We start from the raw sequence: 19,155 nt of genomic DNA on the forward strand, positions 1-19,155 counted from the left end.
TGTTGTTTGTCCCTTCTGAAAGTATTGAAATACGTGTTTATTGCACCACCCCACCAGATCTAGAGTGAGATTGGATGTGAGCAAGAGAGCCTATAACTTCTGTGCCGGTCCCGCGGCGCTTCCTGAAGCAGTCCTGCAGCGCGCGCAGGGTGAACTCCTCGACTGGCATGGAAAAGGCCTCTCCGTGATGGAAATGAGCCATCGCAGCGATGAGTTTGTGTCCATCGCCACCAAGGCCGAGCAGGATCTGCGCGACTTGCTGGACATCCCATCCAACTACAAGGTGCTGTTCCTGCAGGGTGGTGCGAGCCAGCAGTTCGCTCAGATCCCGCTGAACCTGTTACCTGAAAGCGGCACTGCCGACTATATCGACACCGGTATCTGGGGGCAGAAGGCTATTGAAGAGGCCTCCCGTTACGGTCACGTCAATGTGGCGGGCACCGCCAAGCCTTACGACTATTTCGCTATTCCGGGTCAGAACGAGTGGAAGCTGTCGAAGGACGCCGCCTACGTGCACTACGTAGCGAACGAAACCATTGGTGGCCTGGAGTTCGACTGGGTGCCTGAAGTGGGCGATGTCCCGCTGGTGTGCGACATGTCCTCGGACATCCTTTCGCGCCCGATCGATGTGTCCAGATACGGCATGATCTACGCCGGTGCGCAGAAGAACATTGGCCCGAGCGGCATTCTGGTCAACATCGTCCGTGAAGACCTGCTGGGTCGCGCCCGTTCGCTGTGCCCGACCATGCTCAACTACAAGGTCGCAGCGGATAACGGCTCGATGTACAACACCCCGCCGGCCTTTGCCTGGTACTTGTCGGGCCTGGTATTCGAGTGGCTCAAGGAGCAGGGCGGCGTAGCTGCCATGGGCAAGCTGAACGAAGAGAAGAAGCGCGTCCTGTACGACTTCATCGATGCCAGCGGCCTGTACAGCAACCCGATCAATCTGTCTGACCGCTCCTGGATGAACGTGCCCTTCCGCCTGGCTGACGACCGTCTGGACAAGCCGTTCCTGGCCGGTGCCGACGAACGCGGCCTGTTGAACCTCAAGGGGCACCGTTCGGTGGGTGGCATGCGTGCTTCCATCTATAACGCCGTCGACATCCATGCGATCAACGCGCTGGTTGCCTACATGGCAGAGTTCGAAAAGGAACACGGCTAATGTCTGAGCAAGAGCTGAAGGCACTGCGCGTACGTATTGATAGCCTGGACGAGAAAGTCCTGGAACTGATCAGTGAGCGTGCGCGGTGCGCCCAGGAAGTGGCGCGGGTGAAGATGGCGTCCCTGGCGGAAGGCGAAGTGCCGGTGTTCTACCGTCCCGAGCGTGAAGCCCAGGTGCTCAAGCGCGTGATGGAGCGCAACAAAGGCCCGCTGGGCAACGAAGAAATGGCGCGGTTGTTCCGCGAAATCATGTCTTCGTGCCTGGCCCTGGAGCAGCCGCTGAAGGTGGCATACCTCGGCCCTGAAGGCACCTTTACCCAGGCCGCGGCCATGAAGCACTTCGGCCACGCGGTAATCAGCAAGCCAATGGCGGCCATCGATGAAGTGTTCCGTGAAGTGGCAGCCGGTGCGGTGAACTTTGGTGTGGTGCCGGTGGAAAACTCCACCGAAGGCGCCGTCAATCACACGCTGGACAGCTTCCTTGAGCATGACATGGTGATCTGCGGCGAAGTCGAGCTGCGCATCCATCACCACCTGCTGGTGGGCGAGAATACCAAGACTGACAGCATCAGTCGTATCTACTCCCATGCCCAGTCCCTGGCTCAGTGCCGCAAGTGGCTGGACGCCCATTACCCGAATGTCGAGCGCGTGGCGGTATCGAGCAACGCCGAAGCGGCCAAGCGGGTCAAGGGCGAGTGGAACTCGGCGGCCATCGCCGGTGATATGGCGGCTGGCCTGTATGGCCTTACGCGTCTGGCCGAGAAGATTGAGGACCGCCCGGACAACGCCACGCGCTTCCTCATGATCGGTAACCAGGAAGTGCCGCCGACCGGCGACGACAAGACTTCGATCATCGTCTCTATGAGCAACAAACCCGGCGCGCTGCATGAGTTGCTGGTGCCGTTCCACGATAACGGGATTGACCTGACGCGCATCGAGACTCGTCCTTCGCGCAGCGGTAAATGGACTTATGTGTTCTTTATCGACTTCGTCGGCCACCATCGCGACCCGCTGGTCAAAGGTGTGCTGGAGAAAATCAGTCAGGAAGCCGTGGCACTCAAGGTGCTGGGCTCTTACCCGAAAGCGGTTTTGTGAGGCTTTAACATGAGTGGCAACTTTCTCGCCCTGGCACAGCCGGGCGTGCAACAACTGTCGCCTTACGTTCCGGGCAAGCCTGTGGACGAGCTGGCGCGTGAGTTGAATCTGGATCCTGCCAATATCGTCAAGCTGGCGAGCAACGAGAACCCGCTGGGCCCAAGCCCTAAAGTGCTGGCGGCGATTCGTGAAGAGCTGGTTGAGCTGACGCGTTATCCCGACGGCAACGGTTTTGCCCTCAAGTCCCTGCTGGCGCAAAAGTGCGGTGTTGAGCTGAACCAGGTGACCCTGGGCAACGGCTCCAACGATATTCTTGAGCTGGTCGGCCGTGCTTACCTGGCGCCGGGCCTGAATGCGGTGTTCAGTGAGCACGCGTTTGCGGTCTATCCGATCGTGACCCAGGCAGTGGGCGCTGATGCGAAAGTGATTCCGGCCAAAGACTGGGGGCATGATCTGCCGGCCATGCTGGCGGCAATAGACGCGCAAACCCGCGTGGTGTTTATCGCCAACCCGAACAACCCGACCGGTACCTGGTTCGATGCTCAGGCGTTGGACGACTTCCTGCAAGATGTGCCTGAGCATGTGCTGGTGGTGCTGGACGAGGCCTATATCGAGTACGCCGAGGGCGGCGACCTGCCGGACGGTCTGGATTTCCTGGCGGCCTATCCGAACCTGCTGGTCTCGCGCACGTTCTCCAAGGCGTATGGCCTGGCATCGCTGCGGGTTGGCTATGCGCTCTCGACGGCCGTAGTGGCGGATGTGCTGAACCGTGTGCGTCAGCCGTTCAACGTCAATAGTCTCGCCCTGTCGGCGGCCTGTGCAGCGTTGAAGGATGCCGAGTACCTGGAAGAGGGGCGACGTATCAACGAAAGCGGCATGCTGCAATTGCAGAACGGTTTGCGTGAGCTGGGCCTGGGCTGGATTCCATCCAAGGGCAATTTCATTTGCGTCGATCTCGCTCAGGTGGCTGCGCCGGTATTCCAGGGCTTGCTGCGCGAAGGCGTGATCGTGCGCCCGGTGGCCAACTACGGCATGCCGAACCATCTGCGTATCACAATCGGTTTGCCGGCGGAAAACAGCCGCTTCCTGGAGGCGTTGGCCAAGGTTCTGGCCCGTGGTTGATGTCACCGCATTGCAACCTGCTGTGCCTATGATCGGCCGCCTGGTGGTGGTCGGCCTGGGATTGATCGGTGGCTCCTTTGCCAAGGGCCTGCGTGAAAGCGGGCTGTGCGGCGAAGTGGTCGGTGTGGACCTGGACCCGCAATCGCGCAAGCTGGCGGTTGAGCTGGGGGTGGTGGATCGTTGTGAGGCGGACCTGGCGCTCGCGTGCCGCGGCGCTGACGTGATTCAGCTCGCCGTGCCGATCCTGGCCATGGAGAAATTGCTGGCTGTATTGGCCGGCATGGACCTTGACCAGGCAATCCTGACGGACGTCGGCAGTGCCAAGGGGAATGTGGTGCGTGCGGCGCAACAGGCGTTTGGTGGTATGCCGGCGCGCTTCGTGCCGGGCCATCCGATTGCCGGTTCCGAGCAGAGTGGGGTAGAGGCATCCAATGCGCAGCTGTTTCGCCGCCATAAGGTCATCTTGACGCCGCTGGAGCAAACCGACCCGGCTGCGTTGGCGGTGGTGGATCGTTTGTGGCGTGAGTTGGGCGCGGATGTCGAGCATATGCAGGTCGAGCGCCACGATGAAGTGCTGGCCGCGACCAGTCATCTGCCGCATTTGCTGGCATTTGGCCTGGTGGATTCCTTGGCCAAGCGCAACGAAAACCTGGATATTTTTCGCTACGCCGCGGGTGGTTTCCGCGACTTCACGCGGATTGCCGGCAGTGACCCGGTGATGTGGCACGACATCTTCCTCGCCAATCGCGAAGCGGTGTTGCGCACCCTGGACACCTTTCGCAGTGACCTCGATGCCTTGCGCGACGCGGTTGATGCCGGGGATGGTCATCAATTATTGGGCGTGTTCACCCGTGCGCGGGTAGCACGTGAGCATTTCAGCAAGATCCTGGCGCGCCGGGCCTACATGGAAACCGCTGTGAACGCCGATGACCTGACCTTCCTCGCCAACCCAGGTGGCCGCTTGAGCGGAAGCATCCGGGTGCCGGGTGACAAGTCGATCTCTCATCGCTCGATCATGCTCGGTTCATTGGCCGAGGGCGTGACTGAGGTCGAAGGTTTCCTTGAAGGTGAAGATGCCCTGGCGACCTTGCAGGCGTTTCGCGACATGGGAGTAGTGATCGAAGGCCCGCACCATGGGCGCGTGACCATCCATGGCGTGGGGTTGCATGGCTTGAAGCCGGCGCCCGGGCCGATTTATCTCGGTAACTCTGGCACCTCCATGCGCCTGCTCGCCGGTTTACTCGCTGCGCAACGTTTTGACAGCGTACTGACTGGCGACGTATCCCTGTCCAAGCGACCGATGAATCGCGTGGTCAAGCCGCTGAGGGAAATGGGGGCGGTGATCGAAACCGGACCGGAAGGGCGCTCGCCGCTGACCATTCGGGGTGGCCAGTCGCTGAAAGGCCTGAGTTACGCCATGCCGATGGCCAGTGCCCAGGTCAAATCCTGTTTGTTGCTGGCAGGGTTGTACGCCGAGGGTACAACCGCGGTGGTGGAGCCTGCACCAACCCGTGACCATACCGAGCGGATGTTGCGCGGCTTCGGTTACCCGGTGGCGGTGGAAGGGGCGACTGCTTCGCTGGAGTCGGGCCATGCATTGACCGCTACTCATATAGAAGTGCCAGGGGATATTTCCTCTTCGGCGTTCTTCCTGGTGGCTGCTTCGATTGCCGAAGGCTCCGAGCTGTTGCTGGAGCATGTCGGCATCAATCCGACGCGCACCGGGGTCATCGATATCCTGCGGCTGATGGGGGCGGATATCACTCTGGAAAACCAGCGTGAAGTCGGCGGTGAGCCGGTAGCGGACCTGCGTGTGCGCGCGGCTGCGTTGAAGGGCATCGAGATTCCCGAAGCGCTGGTGCCGTTGGCAATCGACGAGTTTCCGGTGCTGTTTGTCGCGGCGGCCTGTGCCGAAGGGCGAACCGTGTTGCGTGGGGCTGCAGAGTTGCGTGTGAAGGAGTCTGACCGTATCCAGGTCATGGCCGATGGTCTGCTTGCACTTGGGGTGAAGTGTGAACCGACCCCCGATGGGATTATCATTGACGGTGGTCCGATGGGCGGTGGTGACGTGCATGCGCATGGCGATCACCGGGTTGCCATGGCGTTCAGCGTGGCTTCCCTGAGGGCGGCGGCGCCGATTCGTATCCGTGATTGCGCCAACGTTGCGACATCTTTTCCGAATTTTCTTACATTGTGTGCCCAAGTCGGCATTCGTGTTGCCCAAGAGGCTCAATTGTGAATATCAAAGCACCGGTGATTACCATCGACGGGCCAAGTGGCTCGGGCAAAGGCACGATCGCTGGCATCCTGGCCAAGCGGCTGGGCTGGTGCCTGCTGGACTCCGGCGCGTTGTACCGCTTGCTGGCGTTTGCTGCACGCAACCATGGCGTCGACCTGACCAACGAAGAATCCCTGAAGCTGCTGGCGGCGCACCTTGATGTGCAGTTCGTGGGCGCGACGGAAGGTCATCCCCAACGCATCATTCTGGAAGGGGATGATGTAACGGATGACCTGCGTAATGAACAGGTAGGCTCCTGGGCTTCCCAGGTTGCCGCGCTGCCGGCCGTGCGTGATGCGCTGCTGCAGCGTCAGCGGGCTTTCCAGGAGCCGCCGGGCCTGGTGGCCGACGGCCGTGACATGGGGACCGTGGTGTTTCCCGAGGCGCCGTTGAAGATTTTCCTGACCGCCAGTGCTGAGGAGCGGGCTCGCCGCCGCTACTTGCAGTTGAAGGGAAAAGTCGATGGTGTTAGTCTGTCGAGTCTGCTAGATGAGATCCGTGCACGCGATGAGCGTGATACCCAGCGCGCAGTAGCCCCGCTCAAGCCGGCGGCTGATGCCATACAGCTGGATTCCACGGAGTTGTCCATCGAGCAGGTGCTGGAACGCATCTTGAGCGAGATCGCCATTCGCGACATCGCCGGGTGACCAAGAAGGCCGCAGGGGACCAGTCATAGTCCTGTGGTGCTTCTTTTAATTGAAACTGACCCACACCGTCTGGGGTGTGGAGATGGGCGTATTCTTCGCCCTTATCAACAGGAATTAAAATGAGCGAAAGCTTTGCGGAACTCTTTGAAGAAAGCCTAAAAACCCTGAACCTTCAGGCAGGCTCCATCATCACCGGTGTTATCGTTGATATCGATTACCAAGCTCGCTGGGTAACCGTTCACGCTGGTCTGAAGTCTGAAGCTCTGATCCCGCTGGAACAGTTCTACAACGATGCTGGTGACCTGACTATCAAGGTCGGTGACGAAGTTCACGTTGCTCTGGACTCGGTTGAAGACGGTTTCGGTGAAACCAAGCTGTCCCGTGAAAAAGCCAAGCGCGCTGAATGCTGGATTGTTCTCGAAGCAGCCTTCGCAGCTGAAGAAGTGGTCAAGGGCGTTATCAACGGTAAGGTTAAAGGCGGCTTCACTGTCGACGTTAACGGCATCCGTGCGTTCCTGCCAGGTTCTTTGGTCGACGTTCGTCCAGTGCGCGACACCACGCACCTGGAAGGCAAAGAGCTCGAATTCAAGGTCATCAAGCTCGACCAGAAGCGCAACAACGTTGTCGTTTCCCGTCGCAGCGTCCTGGAAGCAGAGAACTCCGCCGAGCGTGAAGCTCTGCTGGAATCCCTGCAGGAAGGCCAACAAGTCAAAGGTATCGTCAAAAACCTCACCGACTACGGCGCATTCGTCGACCTGGGTGGCGTGGATGGCCTGCTGCACATTACCGACATGGCTTGGAAGCGTATCAAGCATCCTTCCGAAATCGTCAACGTTGGCGACGAGATCGATGTCAAGGTTCTGAAATACGATCGCGAGCGCAACCGTGTTTCCCTGGGCCTGAAGCAACTGGGTGAAGATCCATGGGTCGCTATCAAAGCCCGTTACCCAGAAAGCACTCGCGTAACCGCGCGTGTAACCAACCTGACCGACTACGGCTGCTTCGCTGAGCTGGAAGAAGGCGTTGAAGGCCTGGTACACGTTTCCGAAATGGACTGGACCAACAAGAACATCCACCCTTCGAAAGTCGTACAAGTCGGCGACGAAGTGGAAGTCATGGTTCTGGACATCGACGAAGAGCGTCGTCGTATCTCCCTGGGCATCAAGCAGTGCAAATCTAACCCATGGGAAGATTTCTCTGGCCAGTTCAACAAGGGCGATAAAATCTCCGGCACCATCAAGTCGATCACCGATTTCGGTATCTTCATTGGTCTGGACGGCGGCATCGACGGCCTGGTTCACCTGTCCGACATCTCCTGGAACGAAGTTGGCGAAGAAGCTGTTCGTCGTTTCAAGAAGGGCGACGAGCTGGACACCGTTATCCTGTCGGTTGACCCAGAGCGCGAGCGTATCTCCCTGGGTATCAAGCAACTGGAAAGCGATCCGTTCTCTGAATACGTTCAGGACAACGACAAAGGCGCCATCGTTAAAGGCACTGTGAAAGAAGTTGACGCCAAAGGCGCCATCATCGTTCTGGCCGACGATATCGAAGCAACTCTGAAAGCCTCCGAAATCAGCCGTGACCGCGTTGAAGATGCGCGCAACGTTCTGAAAGAAGGCCAGGAAGTAGAAGCCAAGATCATCAGCGTTGACCGCAAGAGTCGCGTGATCCAGCTCTCCATCAAGTCGAAAGACGATGCTGAAGAGAAAGAAGCAATCCAGAGCCTGAAAACTGCTCCGGATGCTGCTGCACCAGGCGAGACCACTATGGCCTCCCTGCTGCGCGAAGCAATGGCTAAGCAGAACTAAGTTCTGTAAAGCGATAGAAAAAGGGCGACTTCGGTCGCCCTTTTTTGTGCCTGAAATTCGTTGAATCAACAACCGAGAGGTGAGGTCTACAGCTCAGGGTAGGAACTGGCTATAGTTTTCAGGAAAGCGATTTTCCTGGTGTTGTTTCAATAAGGATCTCAATGAAGAGGCTGATCGTGGTGTTTGCAGTCGTAATGCTCGTGGGGTGTGCTGCCACGAGTGCCAAGACCCACGCCAGACGTGGCGTGAGTGGCATAGAGATTGACTGCTCCGGGCTTGGCTCAGGCTGGGACAAGTGCGAGAAGCGCGCTGCGCGCGAGTGCAAGGCGCAAGGCTATAAGGTTATCACTCGGTCCAGCGACGCCGAGGATGAGGAGGGCGACTACATGTTTGGATGGAACCCCGCTGGCGCCGTAACGCGCACTATGTTGGTGATCTGCAATTGAGGTCCTGAGGTGAGTTTGCGGGTGTCGATCGATCCTGTAGATAAGTCGCCACTTGGGCTGTTCAAATTCATCAAGTCATGCTAAAACCTTCGGAGCGCTTTTCCTAGCTGCTTGAAAAAGAAGGGAAAAATATGACGAAGTCGGAGTTGATCGAACGTATTGTCACCCATCAAGGGCTGCTCTCATCCAAGGATGTGGAGTTGGCCATCAAGACCATGCTTGAGCAAATGTCCCAGTGCCTGGCTACCGGAGATCGTATCGAGATCCGAGGCTTTGGCAGTTTCTCATTGCACTATCGCGCACCGCGCGTAGGCCGCAACCCAAAGACGGGTCAGTCCGTCAGCCTCGATGGCAAGTTCGTTCCCCATTTCAAGCCGGGCAAGGAATTGCGCGATCGGGTGAACGAAGAAGAGGAAGAAGGCGTCTGAGTTTTTTTGGGGCAGGAGAAAGTTATGCGTGGGGTTAAGCGCGTTTTTGCAGTGTTGATTGTGCTGATTATTGCGTTTGGGGTTTTGGCGTTCGCACTGGAAAACCAACAAAAAACGGCGTTGTCGTTCGTTGGGTGGGCTACGCCATCCCTGCCTGTTTCGTTGTTTATAGTAGTGGCTTTGATCATCGGTCTGTTAGTGGGGCCTGCGCTTTTTTTGCTCAGCGGGCTAAAAAACAGTCGGCGGATAAGGCATAAAGTTTAGTATCTGGCCATTTTGGTTTGGTCTTGATCGTTGGAACTTTTCATTGCGCAGGGTTGCTCACGGCAATTGCGCTTAGCTGTGGTGTTGCTGATTGCTCGGCCTTCAGCGCTCCCAACCGGCTCATCCGTTCGTCGGACAACCTAGCGCACCGGTGATCAATTTGATCGATAGCCTCTTTCAAAAACCTCGCGGCATCTCATATTTGCACGCATCGGAAAGCTCCCTACGCACGCAAGGAAATGCCCTACATACTTGTCAAGGCTTGTAATGTAAGCGATAGATGGCAAAATGCGGGGCATTCTCGATAACAGGCATTTTTGTGTGTTCCTGACCTAGCAGCGACGCCGGGTTTTGAGCGGTATTAACATAATTATAAATAAACACAGCAAATCGTCTGCATAACGAGCCCGCAGTTTCTCCTTGAAGGCAGGTTTTTGTTGTGAGTAGTAATTTCCGTGCGCCCTCGGTGCCCTCGTCCGACGAGATCGACCTCGTCGCGCTTTTTCAATCCGTTATGCAGCAGAAAAAACTCATCGCGCTATTCGCCGCAGGCGCTGTGCTGGTGGCGGCCATTTACGCCTTTTCGGCTACCCCTGAGTATCAGGTCAGTAGTGTCTTGCGCCCCGCCGCTATTAACGAGTTGGATGCACTGAATCGGTCTGAGCTTTATAGGCTGTCTTCCCGTGAGGCGCTTTTGAAAGTGGGCGCTGCGCTGGAGTCGTACGAGACGAGGTTGGGGTTTTTTCGTGAGAATCAACAGCTCTTCAAGAGCTTTGTTCGTCCAGGGCGCAGCCTTGAGCAGAGTTTCGAGGCGTTCAATCAAAACTCGATCAAGCTCATTTTGCCCGATGCCAAGACGTCTGACTCCATAAGCACTTTCATCAGGCTGGAGATGAATTATCCCCAAGGCGTTGATGGCGTTACAATACTTAACAATTTTGTCGGCTATGCTATCGCGTCTGAGCGAAAGCAAATCGCGGCTGACTTGAACGTCATCATACAAAATAGGCTCAATGAGCTATCTGTTAAGCTAGACGCCGCACGGGCGAATTATTTAAATAGCAAGGAAGCTAGGATCGCTTCTTTGCAAGAAGTAGACAGCCTTCGACGCGCTCAATTGACGGACGAACTGAAAGCACTCCGTGAGCAACTGAAAATTCAACGGGCTGACCGGATCGCTCAATTAAATGAGGCGATAGGCATTGCCAAGTCATTGGGTATAGAAAAACCCTCCTCGCCGACATCGTTGGGCGAGTCGCGCCGTGAAAGCGGTAGCATCATGCGAACAGAAATAAACAATCAACAAATCCCGCTCTATTTTATGGGGGTTGAAGCGCTTCAAGCTGAACGCACGGCGTTGCAGGCACGTAAGTCAGATGACTTTACCGAAGGGCGTATCGCTCAAATAGCCAAAGAGCTGCAGTTGCTCAAGGCCAACCGTGAGGTTGAGGTGCTGGGGCAGCGTAAAAATGAAGATATTTTTCTTGCGGGTGTAGAGCCGTTGCGTGCTGAAGTCGTAAGGTTGAAGCTTTTCAATACAAATATGGATGAGCTGAAGCTCGCCGTCATAGATCAGCAGGCTCTACAGCCGCTGCGACCGGTCAAACCGAAAAAAATGCTGATCATCCTGATCGGCTTGCTTGCGGGTCTCGCGCTAGGAGGGGCAGTTGCCGTCGCGCGCAGTTTGCTGCGTCGCCGTCCAAGTTTTTTTAGCTCTGAACAGGTTCTCACGGAGGATAAATCTACTCCGGCGCTGGTAAGCAAGCTTTAGGTAGCCTTGAGCATTTCATCCTCGATTGCGCGTCGTAGCGCGAACGAATTTTCAGATGACTAATCAGGTAATCTCTTCCATGCGAGATCTTCATATTTCGGTACTGATGCTGTTTCAGGCGCCCTGACTCTGAACGGGTAATAAATGCCAATTGTCGGACGTCGTGCTCAAGTTTGCTTTATGGATCGTTGAGGTTTCTATGACGGTTTGCCAGAGCTGAGGGTTTTGATACGGTAACCCGAGGACTGCAGAAAAAATTCTTCCAGTTTGCGTCGTGATGAGTTGAGAAATGGAGTTGTGTCGGATGGGTTTTACGTTGAAGCCAATTATCTCTTCAGGGGCCCCTGAATCTGCGCGTACGCTATTTTGGGAGGTTTTTTTTGCTTCCAGAGGGCGAGGTATCGATTTGGTTACCCATTTTCCGTGGCTGGCGCGTGAAGAAAATGTGTCTTGCATTGAATTCATAAACCCTGAAGAACAGAACGAAACGCTCGCCGCTCTGGTCGTAAGGTCTCTGGATATAGGTTCAGGCAACTCCATCGGTCTGGTAGGGCTTGTGTGTGTCGCTGAACAGTGGCGCGGAAAAGGTCTGGCTTCACGTTTAATGGCCCGCGCTATCGAGTTTGCCGAGCGCGAAAATTTGGGCGCATTGGTGCTCTGGACGCAAAAACCCGAGGTTTACGTCAGCCAAGGATTCGTCATCGATCAGGAAGATCGCTTTGGTTCTGTTGAATGCGTTATCGAACATAGTGTCAAGCTGGATTACGCGACAAACGATTGGCCTGATTCAACCAGTCTTTTGACGCGCGGGCTGCCGCCTTTCGCGATTCGTGGTCAAGTGATTTCAAATGAAAACGCCCGAATTATTGTATTGGCTTCAAACAGCGGACTCACCGTCGCAGAGTGGGAAGGGAACAGTAGAGATGTAGTCGACCTGATGATGGCTTCCATGCCCCCAAGGTGGTCTCTTAATAGTGCTCAAGATGACCCTTTGATAGCTGAATTGGAAAAAAGCGGAGTGGCGCTTAATTTGCAGTCTGCTGCCGTTAGAATGGTTAAATATTTAAGCGGCCGCACGGCGGTTGAGCTTCCGAACATCAAATTTCTTGATCGGGTCTAAAAAATGTCAAACACAACTCCACCGCTACCTCTCGTGAAAGTCGCAATGCCTCCACGCGATATTCTGCTCCCTGCGTTGGAGTCGGTACTCTACAGTGGCATGATTTCTGAAGGGGAGCATGTCTATCGTTTTGAACAAGTATTTGCTGAAACCTTCAAACTGCAAAATGTGTTGGCAACCAGCAGCGGCACTGCAGCCCTTCACCTGTCGATGCTGTTGGCAGGAGTGGGCGCCGGTGATGAAGTCATCACGACTTCCATGACGGCCGAGCCGACCAATACGACTATTTTGCAAATGGGCGCGGCGCCGGTATTTGCTGATGTTGAGCGCAAAACAGGTAATCTTTGCCCTGACGCTGTAGAGGCTGCAGTAACCGAAAAGACCAAGGCCATCTGCGTCGTACATTACGCCGGTTACCCTGCACGCCTCAAAGAACTCAGAGATATTGCGGACCGGCACAATATCTCTCTGATTGAAGATTGCGCCCATGCATTGGGTGCTGAGTATGGCGGCGAGCCTGTCGGCTCGATGGCCGACTACGCGATTTATTCATTCCAAGCCATTAAACACATGACCACCGTCGATGGTGGGATGCTGGTAATGAAGGACCCGGACCAGATGGCGGAGGCGCGGAAGCTGCGCTGGTTTGGTTTGGCGAAAGGCGTGCCTCGTACCGAAGTCGATATTACGACCGCAGGTTACAAATACAATATGCACAACGTCGCTGCTGTGATTGGATTAAAGCAGTTGGAGGGCATATCGCCGTTGTTGAAAAAACACCACGATAACGGGCGTTATTTTGATCAAGCGTTAATCGGGATAACCGGTATTGCGCCGGCGACCGTAGATGCACAGGCCAAACCGGCCTACTGGCTGTACACGCTATTGGCAGATGACTCGGACGACGTTGAGAAATTATTAGCCGCGAATGGCGTGATGGCTTCAAAACTTCATCGGCCCAACCACTTTCACTCCGTATTCAAACCGTTTGCCGGCGCAATGCCAGGCTTGGACGAGTTTTACAAGCGCCTGGTGCATATTCCATGTGGGTGGTGGGTGTCCGATGACGACCGCGAGCGGATCGTCCATGTACTCAAACGTGGTTGAGCGGAGCCTAGTTGATGTCTGAAGTCATCCCGCTATATGGCGTCGTCAGTCTGCCTGAGATGGAGGCTGTAGCGCTGGACATATTGCGCTCCGGCAGGATCGCTGGAGGAGAGTGGGTAACAAAGTTTGAGGAAGGCCTGAAACAAATCATCGGGCTGCCGCATGTTGTATCGACGGTCGATATGACCAGTGCGTTATTCCTTGCTTTGCATCTGGCGGGCGTGCAGGAAGGCGATGAGGTGTTGACCACTCCCTTTGCATGCCTTTCAACCAACTCGGCCATTGCACAACACAAGGCGCTGCCCGTTTGGGTTGATGTGAGCCCTGGCACAGTGTCGATGGACCTTGCAGACCTTGAATCAAAAATCAGTAAAAAAACTAAAGCGGTGATCTTGTATCACGTTGCCGGTTATCCTGGGCCAGCGAAAGAGATCAGCGAATTGTGCAAGAAGCACAATATCGCGTTGATTGAAGACTGTGACAACGCCCTGCTCGCCGAGCAAGAAGCTGTGCCAGTTGGTTCATATGGGGATTTTGCGATTTACTCGTTTTACCCGAATCGGCAAATCAACACCACGGAGGGTGGTGCTTTGGCCTGCCGTAGTGAGTCAATGGCTATCAAAGCGCGTCAGTTAAGGCGATTTGGTATTGACTTCACGACCTTCAGAAGCAAAAGCGGTGAAATTAGCCCCGCATCGGATATACCCGAGATTGGTTGGGGTATGACTATGAATAACTTGTGCTCAGCGCTGGGCTGCGCGCAAATTCCGACGCTGCATGCCAGGCATGAGCGCACGACCAGGAATGTGCAAACCTTGCGTGCGCTGCTGGAGGAAGTAGAAGGTCTAACACCTGTTCCGGTGCCGCAGTTTAGTAAACCTGCGTACTGGGTGTTCTTGGTATTTGTCGATAACCGAGAGCACGTACTCAGTGAGTTAAAAAGCAAGGGGGTAATGGCTTCTATCGTGCACCAGCGCAATGACACCTACAGTGGCTTCAAAGCGGATGCCTGTGCATTGCCTAATACAGATTATTTGCAGGGCAGTGTGATCGGCGTGCCATGCGGTTGGTGGCTTAACGATGTTGATGTCATGCATGTCGCAAGCGCGTTGAAAGAAGCCGTCTGCGTTAAAGTAACCAGTAAAGTCGACAGCGGCGCATGAAGTTGCGCGTGCCTGCGATTGGGCGAATGTTAATGCTTTACGCGGGAAGGTCTTCCAGCTTGCTGGTGGCCTTCCTTTTTTTACCCTGGTACAGCCGGTTATTGGGCAGCGCGCAGTTCGGCGTCGTGGCAGTCATTCTGTCGCTTCAAGCACTTCTGGTCATGATGGATTTGGGCATGTCGACCCTGACTGGGAGGGAGGTTTCCGTTGCCTCCGACGACAGCCGCTCTCTGCGCACTTTGCTACAGACAGCCGAACTAAGTCTTTCGGTTTTTTACGCCATTCTATTAGGCATCGCCGTGGCACTTAAGCTCGCCTTTTTTGGCGATTCGGCCTCCTGGCTGGTGGTGATCGGTGCGGTGGTGTTGTTTTGGCTGCTCGTTATGCAAAACCTCTATTACTGCAGTTTGATAGCGTGGCGAAAATACACACTGGGCAGTGGTATACAGATCTTAGGCGTCGCCGTTCGCGCGGGTGTAACAGCCGCCGCGCTGATGTATATAGCCGCTACGCTTGAAGTGTTTATTATCACTCAGTTGCTGGTCACAGCCGTGCACTGGTGGTGTTCACGGCTTGCTGTAATGAGGAGAGTCTCCGCTCACGTTACGCCGGGTGTTGAAGAAAAACGGCCGACACTTAAGGACGCTATAGCACTGACCAGGACCGGTGGCGCGCTGGTTTTATTTTCCGCCGCGGGCGCCGCGGTAACTCAGCTGGACAAGCCTATAATCTCCATATTCGCCTCGGCCAGCAGTGTAACGCCTTACTATTTGGCCAGCTTGTTGTGCATGACGCCGATTTCTATTTTGGCAGGCCCAGTCAGTCAGTATTTTCAGCCGATACTGTTGCGTGAGGCGGCGCAGGGGAGGCTGGGTCAAGCACACAAGACAGTGAAGCGATTTGTCCTGTCCGTTTTTTTCGTCACGGCTTTGCCCACCTTCATTCTGTGGTGGTTCCGCGCTCCCATTATCCAGCTATGGGTTGGGCCAAGTGAAAGTAACCGCTTGATTGCAAGCTATATCGCGATATTGCTGCCCGGTCTTGCCATTGGCGCGTTTGGGTTTATCCCTTATAGTTTGTTGATTTTTTCCAAGGATTATCGTTTTCAAGCCTCAATGTCTGCATGCCTGACAGCAGTGACTCTGGTGTTGGCTACCGTTGCTGCCGCTGAGAAAAATATCGAAGCCGTCTGTTACGCCTACTCGGCCTACCATATCGCTTCGACTGTGGTTTCGTGGATCAGGGCGTCAAGACTCCCTGAGGTCGGTGCCTACGCAAAAAACGCGGCGCTACTGATGTCGGTGTTGATTTTCACATCTGTCTCGGTGTTTGGCGTTGCGCTATATATATTTATTTAATAGGTGATTCAACCATGTTTGACAATAAAGTTTTGATGATCACGGGCGGTACCGGCTCGTTTGGTAACACCGTGCTGAACCGGTTTTTGAACACCGATGTTAAAGAAATCATCGTCTTCAGCCGTGATGAAAAAAAACAGGAAGACATGCGGATTGCGTTGAACAATCCTAAAGTCAAGTTTCATATTGGTGATGTCAGAAATTATGAAAGCATCAATCGCGCTATGGCCGGCGTTGATTATGTTTTTCACGCAGCTGCCTTGAAGCAAGTACCGTCCTGCGAGTTTTACCCAATGGAAGCGGTTCTGACAAACGTCACAGGTACCGAAAACGTCCTGAATGCCGCGATTGATAACAATGTAAAACGTGTTGTACTCCTGAGCACCGATAAAGCCGTGTACCCGATCAACGCCATGGGTATTTCGAAGGCCATGGGTGAGAAGATTCTGATCGCCAAGTCGCGCACCGTTCGCGAAGGCGGCCCTGTCTTTTGCGCAACCCGTTACGGCAACGTGATGGCTTCGCGTGGCTCGGTAATTCCTCTGTTCGTCGATAAAATCAAGGCCGGCGTTCCACTGACTGTTACTGATCCGAACATGACACGCTTTTTGATGAGCCTGGAAGATTCTGTCGATTTGGTACTGCATGCTTTTGAACATGGCGAACAAGGCGATATCTTCGTACAGAAAGCGCCGGCCAGCACCATCGGTGACCTGACCGTTGCATTGAAAGAGCTGTTTGCCAGTGAAGCTGTGGTCAATATCATTGGTACACGCCATGGCGAAAAACTGTACGAGTCGTTAGTGTCTCGCGAAGAAATGGCCAAGGCCAAGGACATGGGCAGGTACTACCGTATTCCTGCGGATAACCGCGATCTGAACTACGATAAGTTCATTATCGAAGGGCAGCCTGAAGCAAATGCGATTGACGATTACACCTCGCACAATACAGAGCTATTGAGCGTAGAGCAGATCAAGCAGTTGCTGCTGACGCTGACCTATATTCAACAGAACATTGGTTAATCAGCATGACCTTGTTAAGCGTCATTATACCTACACATAACCGTGCCCATTACGCAGTGCAATCGATTAGTTCGATTTTAGAGCTGTCGCCCGATATTCAAGTGGTGGTGTGCGACTCCAGCCCTGTTGACGATATCTCTGACCATTTCGTGGACAGTTACTCAGCCTCGCGTTTAAAGTTAATCAGGTCGGGCCATGGCATCAGTGTGGTCGATAACTTTAATCTCGGGCTTGATTCTGCGGACGGTGAGTACTTGGTGTTCATCGGGGATGACGACTTTGTTGGCAAAGAGATCGTGCAGGTCGCTGAGTGGGCACGAGGCAAGAAAATTGATTCTGTGAAATTTAATTTTCCGGCGTTGTATTACTGGGATGACTTTAAGCACTCCACTCAAGGCAATGCTTATTCCGCAACCCTGCACATCACGCCCTTTGACGGCTCAGTGACACCTCATGACTTAAAAGCATCCATGCGCCATGCGCTTGATAATTTTGGGGGGGGGGTTTTTGATATGCCCCGCGCCTATGCCGGTATGATTTCTGCGGATTTGGCGCGCAGAATCAAGTTGAAGTACGGTCAGGTATTTGGCGGTGTAAGCCCTGATATATACAGCTCCTTTCTTATCGCCAATGAATCGAATGCCTGCGTACTGGTAGATTATCCGGTTATTATACCGGGTGCTTCAGGTATGAGTACTTCTGGGCAAAGCAGTTCAGGCGGGCATTACGGCAAGCTAAGGGACAACGCTCATATTGCTCCGTTTAAAAATTTGGTATGGGATGAGCGTATCCCGGAATTTTATTCGGTGCCGACGGTGTGGTCCTATTCGCTGTTGAAAGCCGTTGAAAAAGTAGAAGCGTCTGAGGGCCTTAATCTACATCCAAATTTTGGCCGGGTGCTGGTAAAGTGCCTCGTTTATTTTCCTCGTTCTTACAAAGAAACGTTTAGTTCTTTTCGACGAACCGCAGCGCACTATGGTTACGCGAAAGTAATCTATCAAGTGGTTCGCTCGGTGTGGGCGGAGTTTGCGTGGGTACTGTCACGCATTTCTACAAAGCTGTTTAAGTCAAAAGTGTCAACTGATAGCTCAGTGTTGAAGGGGCTTGAGACGACGTACAGCGCGAGTCACGGCTTGCAACTTTTTTTAGCTGATTGCCCTGCAAAGCTTAAGCTTCCGGTGTGAGCGCGCGTGCAGAGGGTAAGGCATTAGTTTTGATTTTTAGTAAGACTTGCGCCGTTTACCGTGAATCAAAATAGCAAGAGGTATATGGTTTACCGTTAAATTTTTATAGATGGATCTCAACAGTAACGCTTTTAGGTGAATAGGTTTTTAATGGAATTTTATGTTTCGAGTACCTTGTTTTTTGTGATGGCGAGTTTGTTTGGTAGCTACACAAGGTGGCCGCGTACATTCTTTTTCATAGGCCTGCTCCCGATGATTTTGATCGCATTGCTGAGAGGTAACGTCGGTATCGATACGGCCGTCTATTTGCAAGAAATACAACGCATCGCGGAGGCCGGCGAGTATACCCGCACGTTTGAGCCTTTGTTTGAAGAACTAATCCTGTTTTTTTCGAGTTTTTTGGACTCGCCAAGAGCTGTATTGGCCACATTAGGCGCAATAACGACGGCTTTTTTGGTAATGGGCGCGATTCAAAAAAACCAATCATTGCTGTTTTTTTGCGCCTTTATCATTCCCGTTTATTATTTTGATATGGTGATGAATGGGGTCCGCTATGGACTCTCGTTTGCTATCGTTTTTTGGGCGTTAATTTACTTAAGAGATGGCAAAGAGAAAAGGTTCATCGCCTGGGTAGTGGTGGCCAGCTTGATTCAAAGCTCGGGTGGGTTGCTTGGCCTGATGTTGTATGTTCTTCACAGCCGGCGCTGGAGGGTCTTGATTGGTTGCACGGTTCTATTCGCCGTGGGTTTCGTCGGCGCCTACCCGTATTTCATCGCGAAACTTCAAAATTACTCTGAGATTTATACCGCGTCTATCTTTTCGGGGCTGTCTACTTTAATCGTCACTGTTGCGGCGCTCTTCATATGGATGCTTGATCCTGGCACACGCAAAAATACGTTCTCGGCCTGCTGTATTTTGTTAGGTATTGCATGCTTGATGTTCGGTGTTGCGCAATTTTCATACGCAGGCTTAAGATTTTTGCAATTAGTCAGTTTCGCGACGTTTCTCTACTTCATCATTTCGATGTCAAGCAATCGTGTCACGCTTTCCAACGTGTCTAAAGCAGCACTGTTGGGCGTGGCGGTTATTGCGTTCATTCTAAAAATGAAGAATTTTTCGGACAGCTTTAACGAAGGTCCATCGCCCTTTGTACCATATTTGTTTTTCTGGGAGTGAACCTG

Annotated in this window: 17 protein-coding genes; all 17 read left to right on the top strand. The window is 53.9% G+C overall.

The genetic code is table 11. From position 1 onward, the window contains the following. Positions 1-76 precede the first annotated feature (76 nt). The 17 genes from serC (at position 77) to M5B97_RS03780 (ending at position 19,150) form a co-directional block, all read left to right on the top strand. On the top strand, positions 77-1,162 hold the full coding sequence (gene serC / locus M5B97_RS03700) for a 3-phosphoserine/phosphohydroxythreonine transaminase (protein ID WP_123715220.1): 1,086 nt from the start codon (positions 77-79) through the stop codon (positions 1,160-1,162). After that, positions 1,162-2,256, top strand: coding sequence for a prephenate dehydratase (gene pheA / locus M5B97_RS03705; protein WP_123715161.1), 1,095 nt, complete (start codon positions 1,162-1,164; stop codon positions 2,254-2,256). The genes serC and pheA overlap by 1 nt, the downstream gene beginning before the upstream one ends. Before the next feature lie 9 nt (positions 2,257-2,265). Further along, on the top strand, positions 2,266-3,378 hold the full coding sequence (gene hisC / locus M5B97_RS03710) for a histidinol-phosphate transaminase (protein ID WP_134659724.1): 1,113 nt from the start codon (positions 2,266-2,268) through the stop codon (positions 3,376-3,378). A gap of 28 nt (positions 3,379-3,406) precedes the next feature. Continuing rightward, positions 3,407-5,617, top strand: coding sequence for a bifunctional prephenate dehydrogenase/3-phosphoshikimate 1-carboxyvinyltransferase (locus M5B97_RS03715; protein WP_248730912.1), 2,211 nt, complete (start codon positions 3,407-3,409; stop codon positions 5,615-5,617). Then, entirely contained in the window at positions 5,614-6,303 is a 690-nt protein-coding gene (gene cmk / locus M5B97_RS03720; protein ID WP_003172653.1) for a (d)CMP kinase, read from the top strand. Before M5B97_RS03715 ends, cmk begins: the two co-directional genes overlap by 4 nt. Positions 6,304-6,422: 119 nt before the next feature. Further along, a complete protein-coding gene (gene rpsA / locus M5B97_RS03725; protein ID WP_123715163.1) occupies positions 6,423-8,111 on the top strand; it encodes a 30S ribosomal protein S1 in 1,689 nt (562 codons plus the stop codon). 161 nt (positions 8,112-8,272) lie between these two features. Continuing rightward, a complete protein-coding gene (locus M5B97_RS03730; protein ID WP_248730776.1) occupies positions 8,273-8,557 on the top strand; it encodes a hypothetical protein in 285 nt (94 codons plus the stop codon). Between the two features lie 131 nt (positions 8,558-8,688). Then, positions 8,689-8,985 (top strand): integration host factor subunit beta, encoded by a 297-nt coding sequence (ihfB, locus tag M5B97_RS03735; RefSeq protein WP_003189779.1) that lies wholly within the window; start codon positions 8,689-8,691, stop codon positions 8,983-8,985. 24 nt (positions 8,986-9,009) lie between these two features. Beyond that, entirely contained in the window at positions 9,010-9,249 is a 240-nt protein-coding gene (locus tag M5B97_RS03740; protein WP_248730777.1) for a lipopolysaccharide assembly protein LapA domain-containing protein, read from the top strand. 439 nt (positions 9,250-9,688) lie between these two features. After that, positions 9,689-11,020, top strand: a complete 1,332-nt coding sequence (locus tag M5B97_RS03745; RefSeq protein ID WP_248730778.1) for a Wzz/FepE/Etk N-terminal domain-containing protein — start codon at positions 9,689-9,691, stop codon at positions 11,018-11,020. A 304-nt stretch (positions 11,021-11,324) separates the two neighbouring features. Beyond that, a complete protein-coding gene (locus M5B97_RS03750; RefSeq protein WP_248730779.1) occupies positions 11,325-12,140 on the top strand; it encodes a GNAT family N-acetyltransferase in 816 nt (271 codons plus the stop codon). A gap of 45 nt (positions 12,141-12,185) precedes the next feature. Beyond that, positions 12,186-13,247, top strand: a complete 1,062-nt coding sequence (locus M5B97_RS03755) for a DegT/DnrJ/EryC1/StrS family aminotransferase (protein ID WP_248730780.1) — start codon at positions 12,186-12,188, stop codon at positions 13,245-13,247. A 14-nt stretch (positions 13,248-13,261) separates the two neighbouring features. Beyond that, a complete protein-coding gene (locus M5B97_RS03760; RefSeq protein WP_248730781.1) occupies positions 13,262-14,410 on the top strand; it encodes a DegT/DnrJ/EryC1/StrS family aminotransferase in 1,149 nt (382 codons plus the stop codon). Further along, on the top strand, positions 14,407-15,768 hold the full coding sequence (locus tag M5B97_RS03765; RefSeq protein ID WP_248730782.1) for an oligosaccharide flippase family protein: 1,362 nt from the start codon (positions 14,407-14,409) through the stop codon (positions 15,766-15,768). Before M5B97_RS03760 ends, M5B97_RS03765 begins: the two co-directional genes overlap by 4 nt. Before the next feature lie 14 nt (positions 15,769-15,782). Beyond that, entirely contained in the window at positions 15,783-16,790 is a 1,008-nt protein-coding gene (locus tag M5B97_RS03770; protein ID WP_248730783.1) for a polysaccharide biosynthesis protein, read from the top strand. Positions 16,791-16,795: 5 nt separating this feature from the next. Further along, on the top strand, positions 16,796-17,974 hold the full coding sequence (locus tag M5B97_RS03775) for a glycosyltransferase family A protein (RefSeq protein ID WP_248730784.1): 1,179 nt from the start codon (positions 16,796-16,798) through the stop codon (positions 17,972-17,974). Positions 17,975-18,160: 186 nt separating this feature from the next. Next, complete coding sequence (locus tag M5B97_RS03780) at positions 18,161-19,150, top strand: EpsG family protein (protein WP_283100881.1); 990 nt, start codon at positions 18,161-18,163, stop codon at positions 19,148-19,150. Positions 19,151-19,155: the final 5 nt, after the last annotated feature.

It is taken from the genome of Pseudomonas sp. MWU13-2517, from assembly GCF_023242545.1.
In the GTDB taxonomy this organism is placed as follows: Bacteria; Pseudomonadota; Gammaproteobacteria; order Pseudomonadales; family Pseudomonadaceae; genus Aquipseudomonas.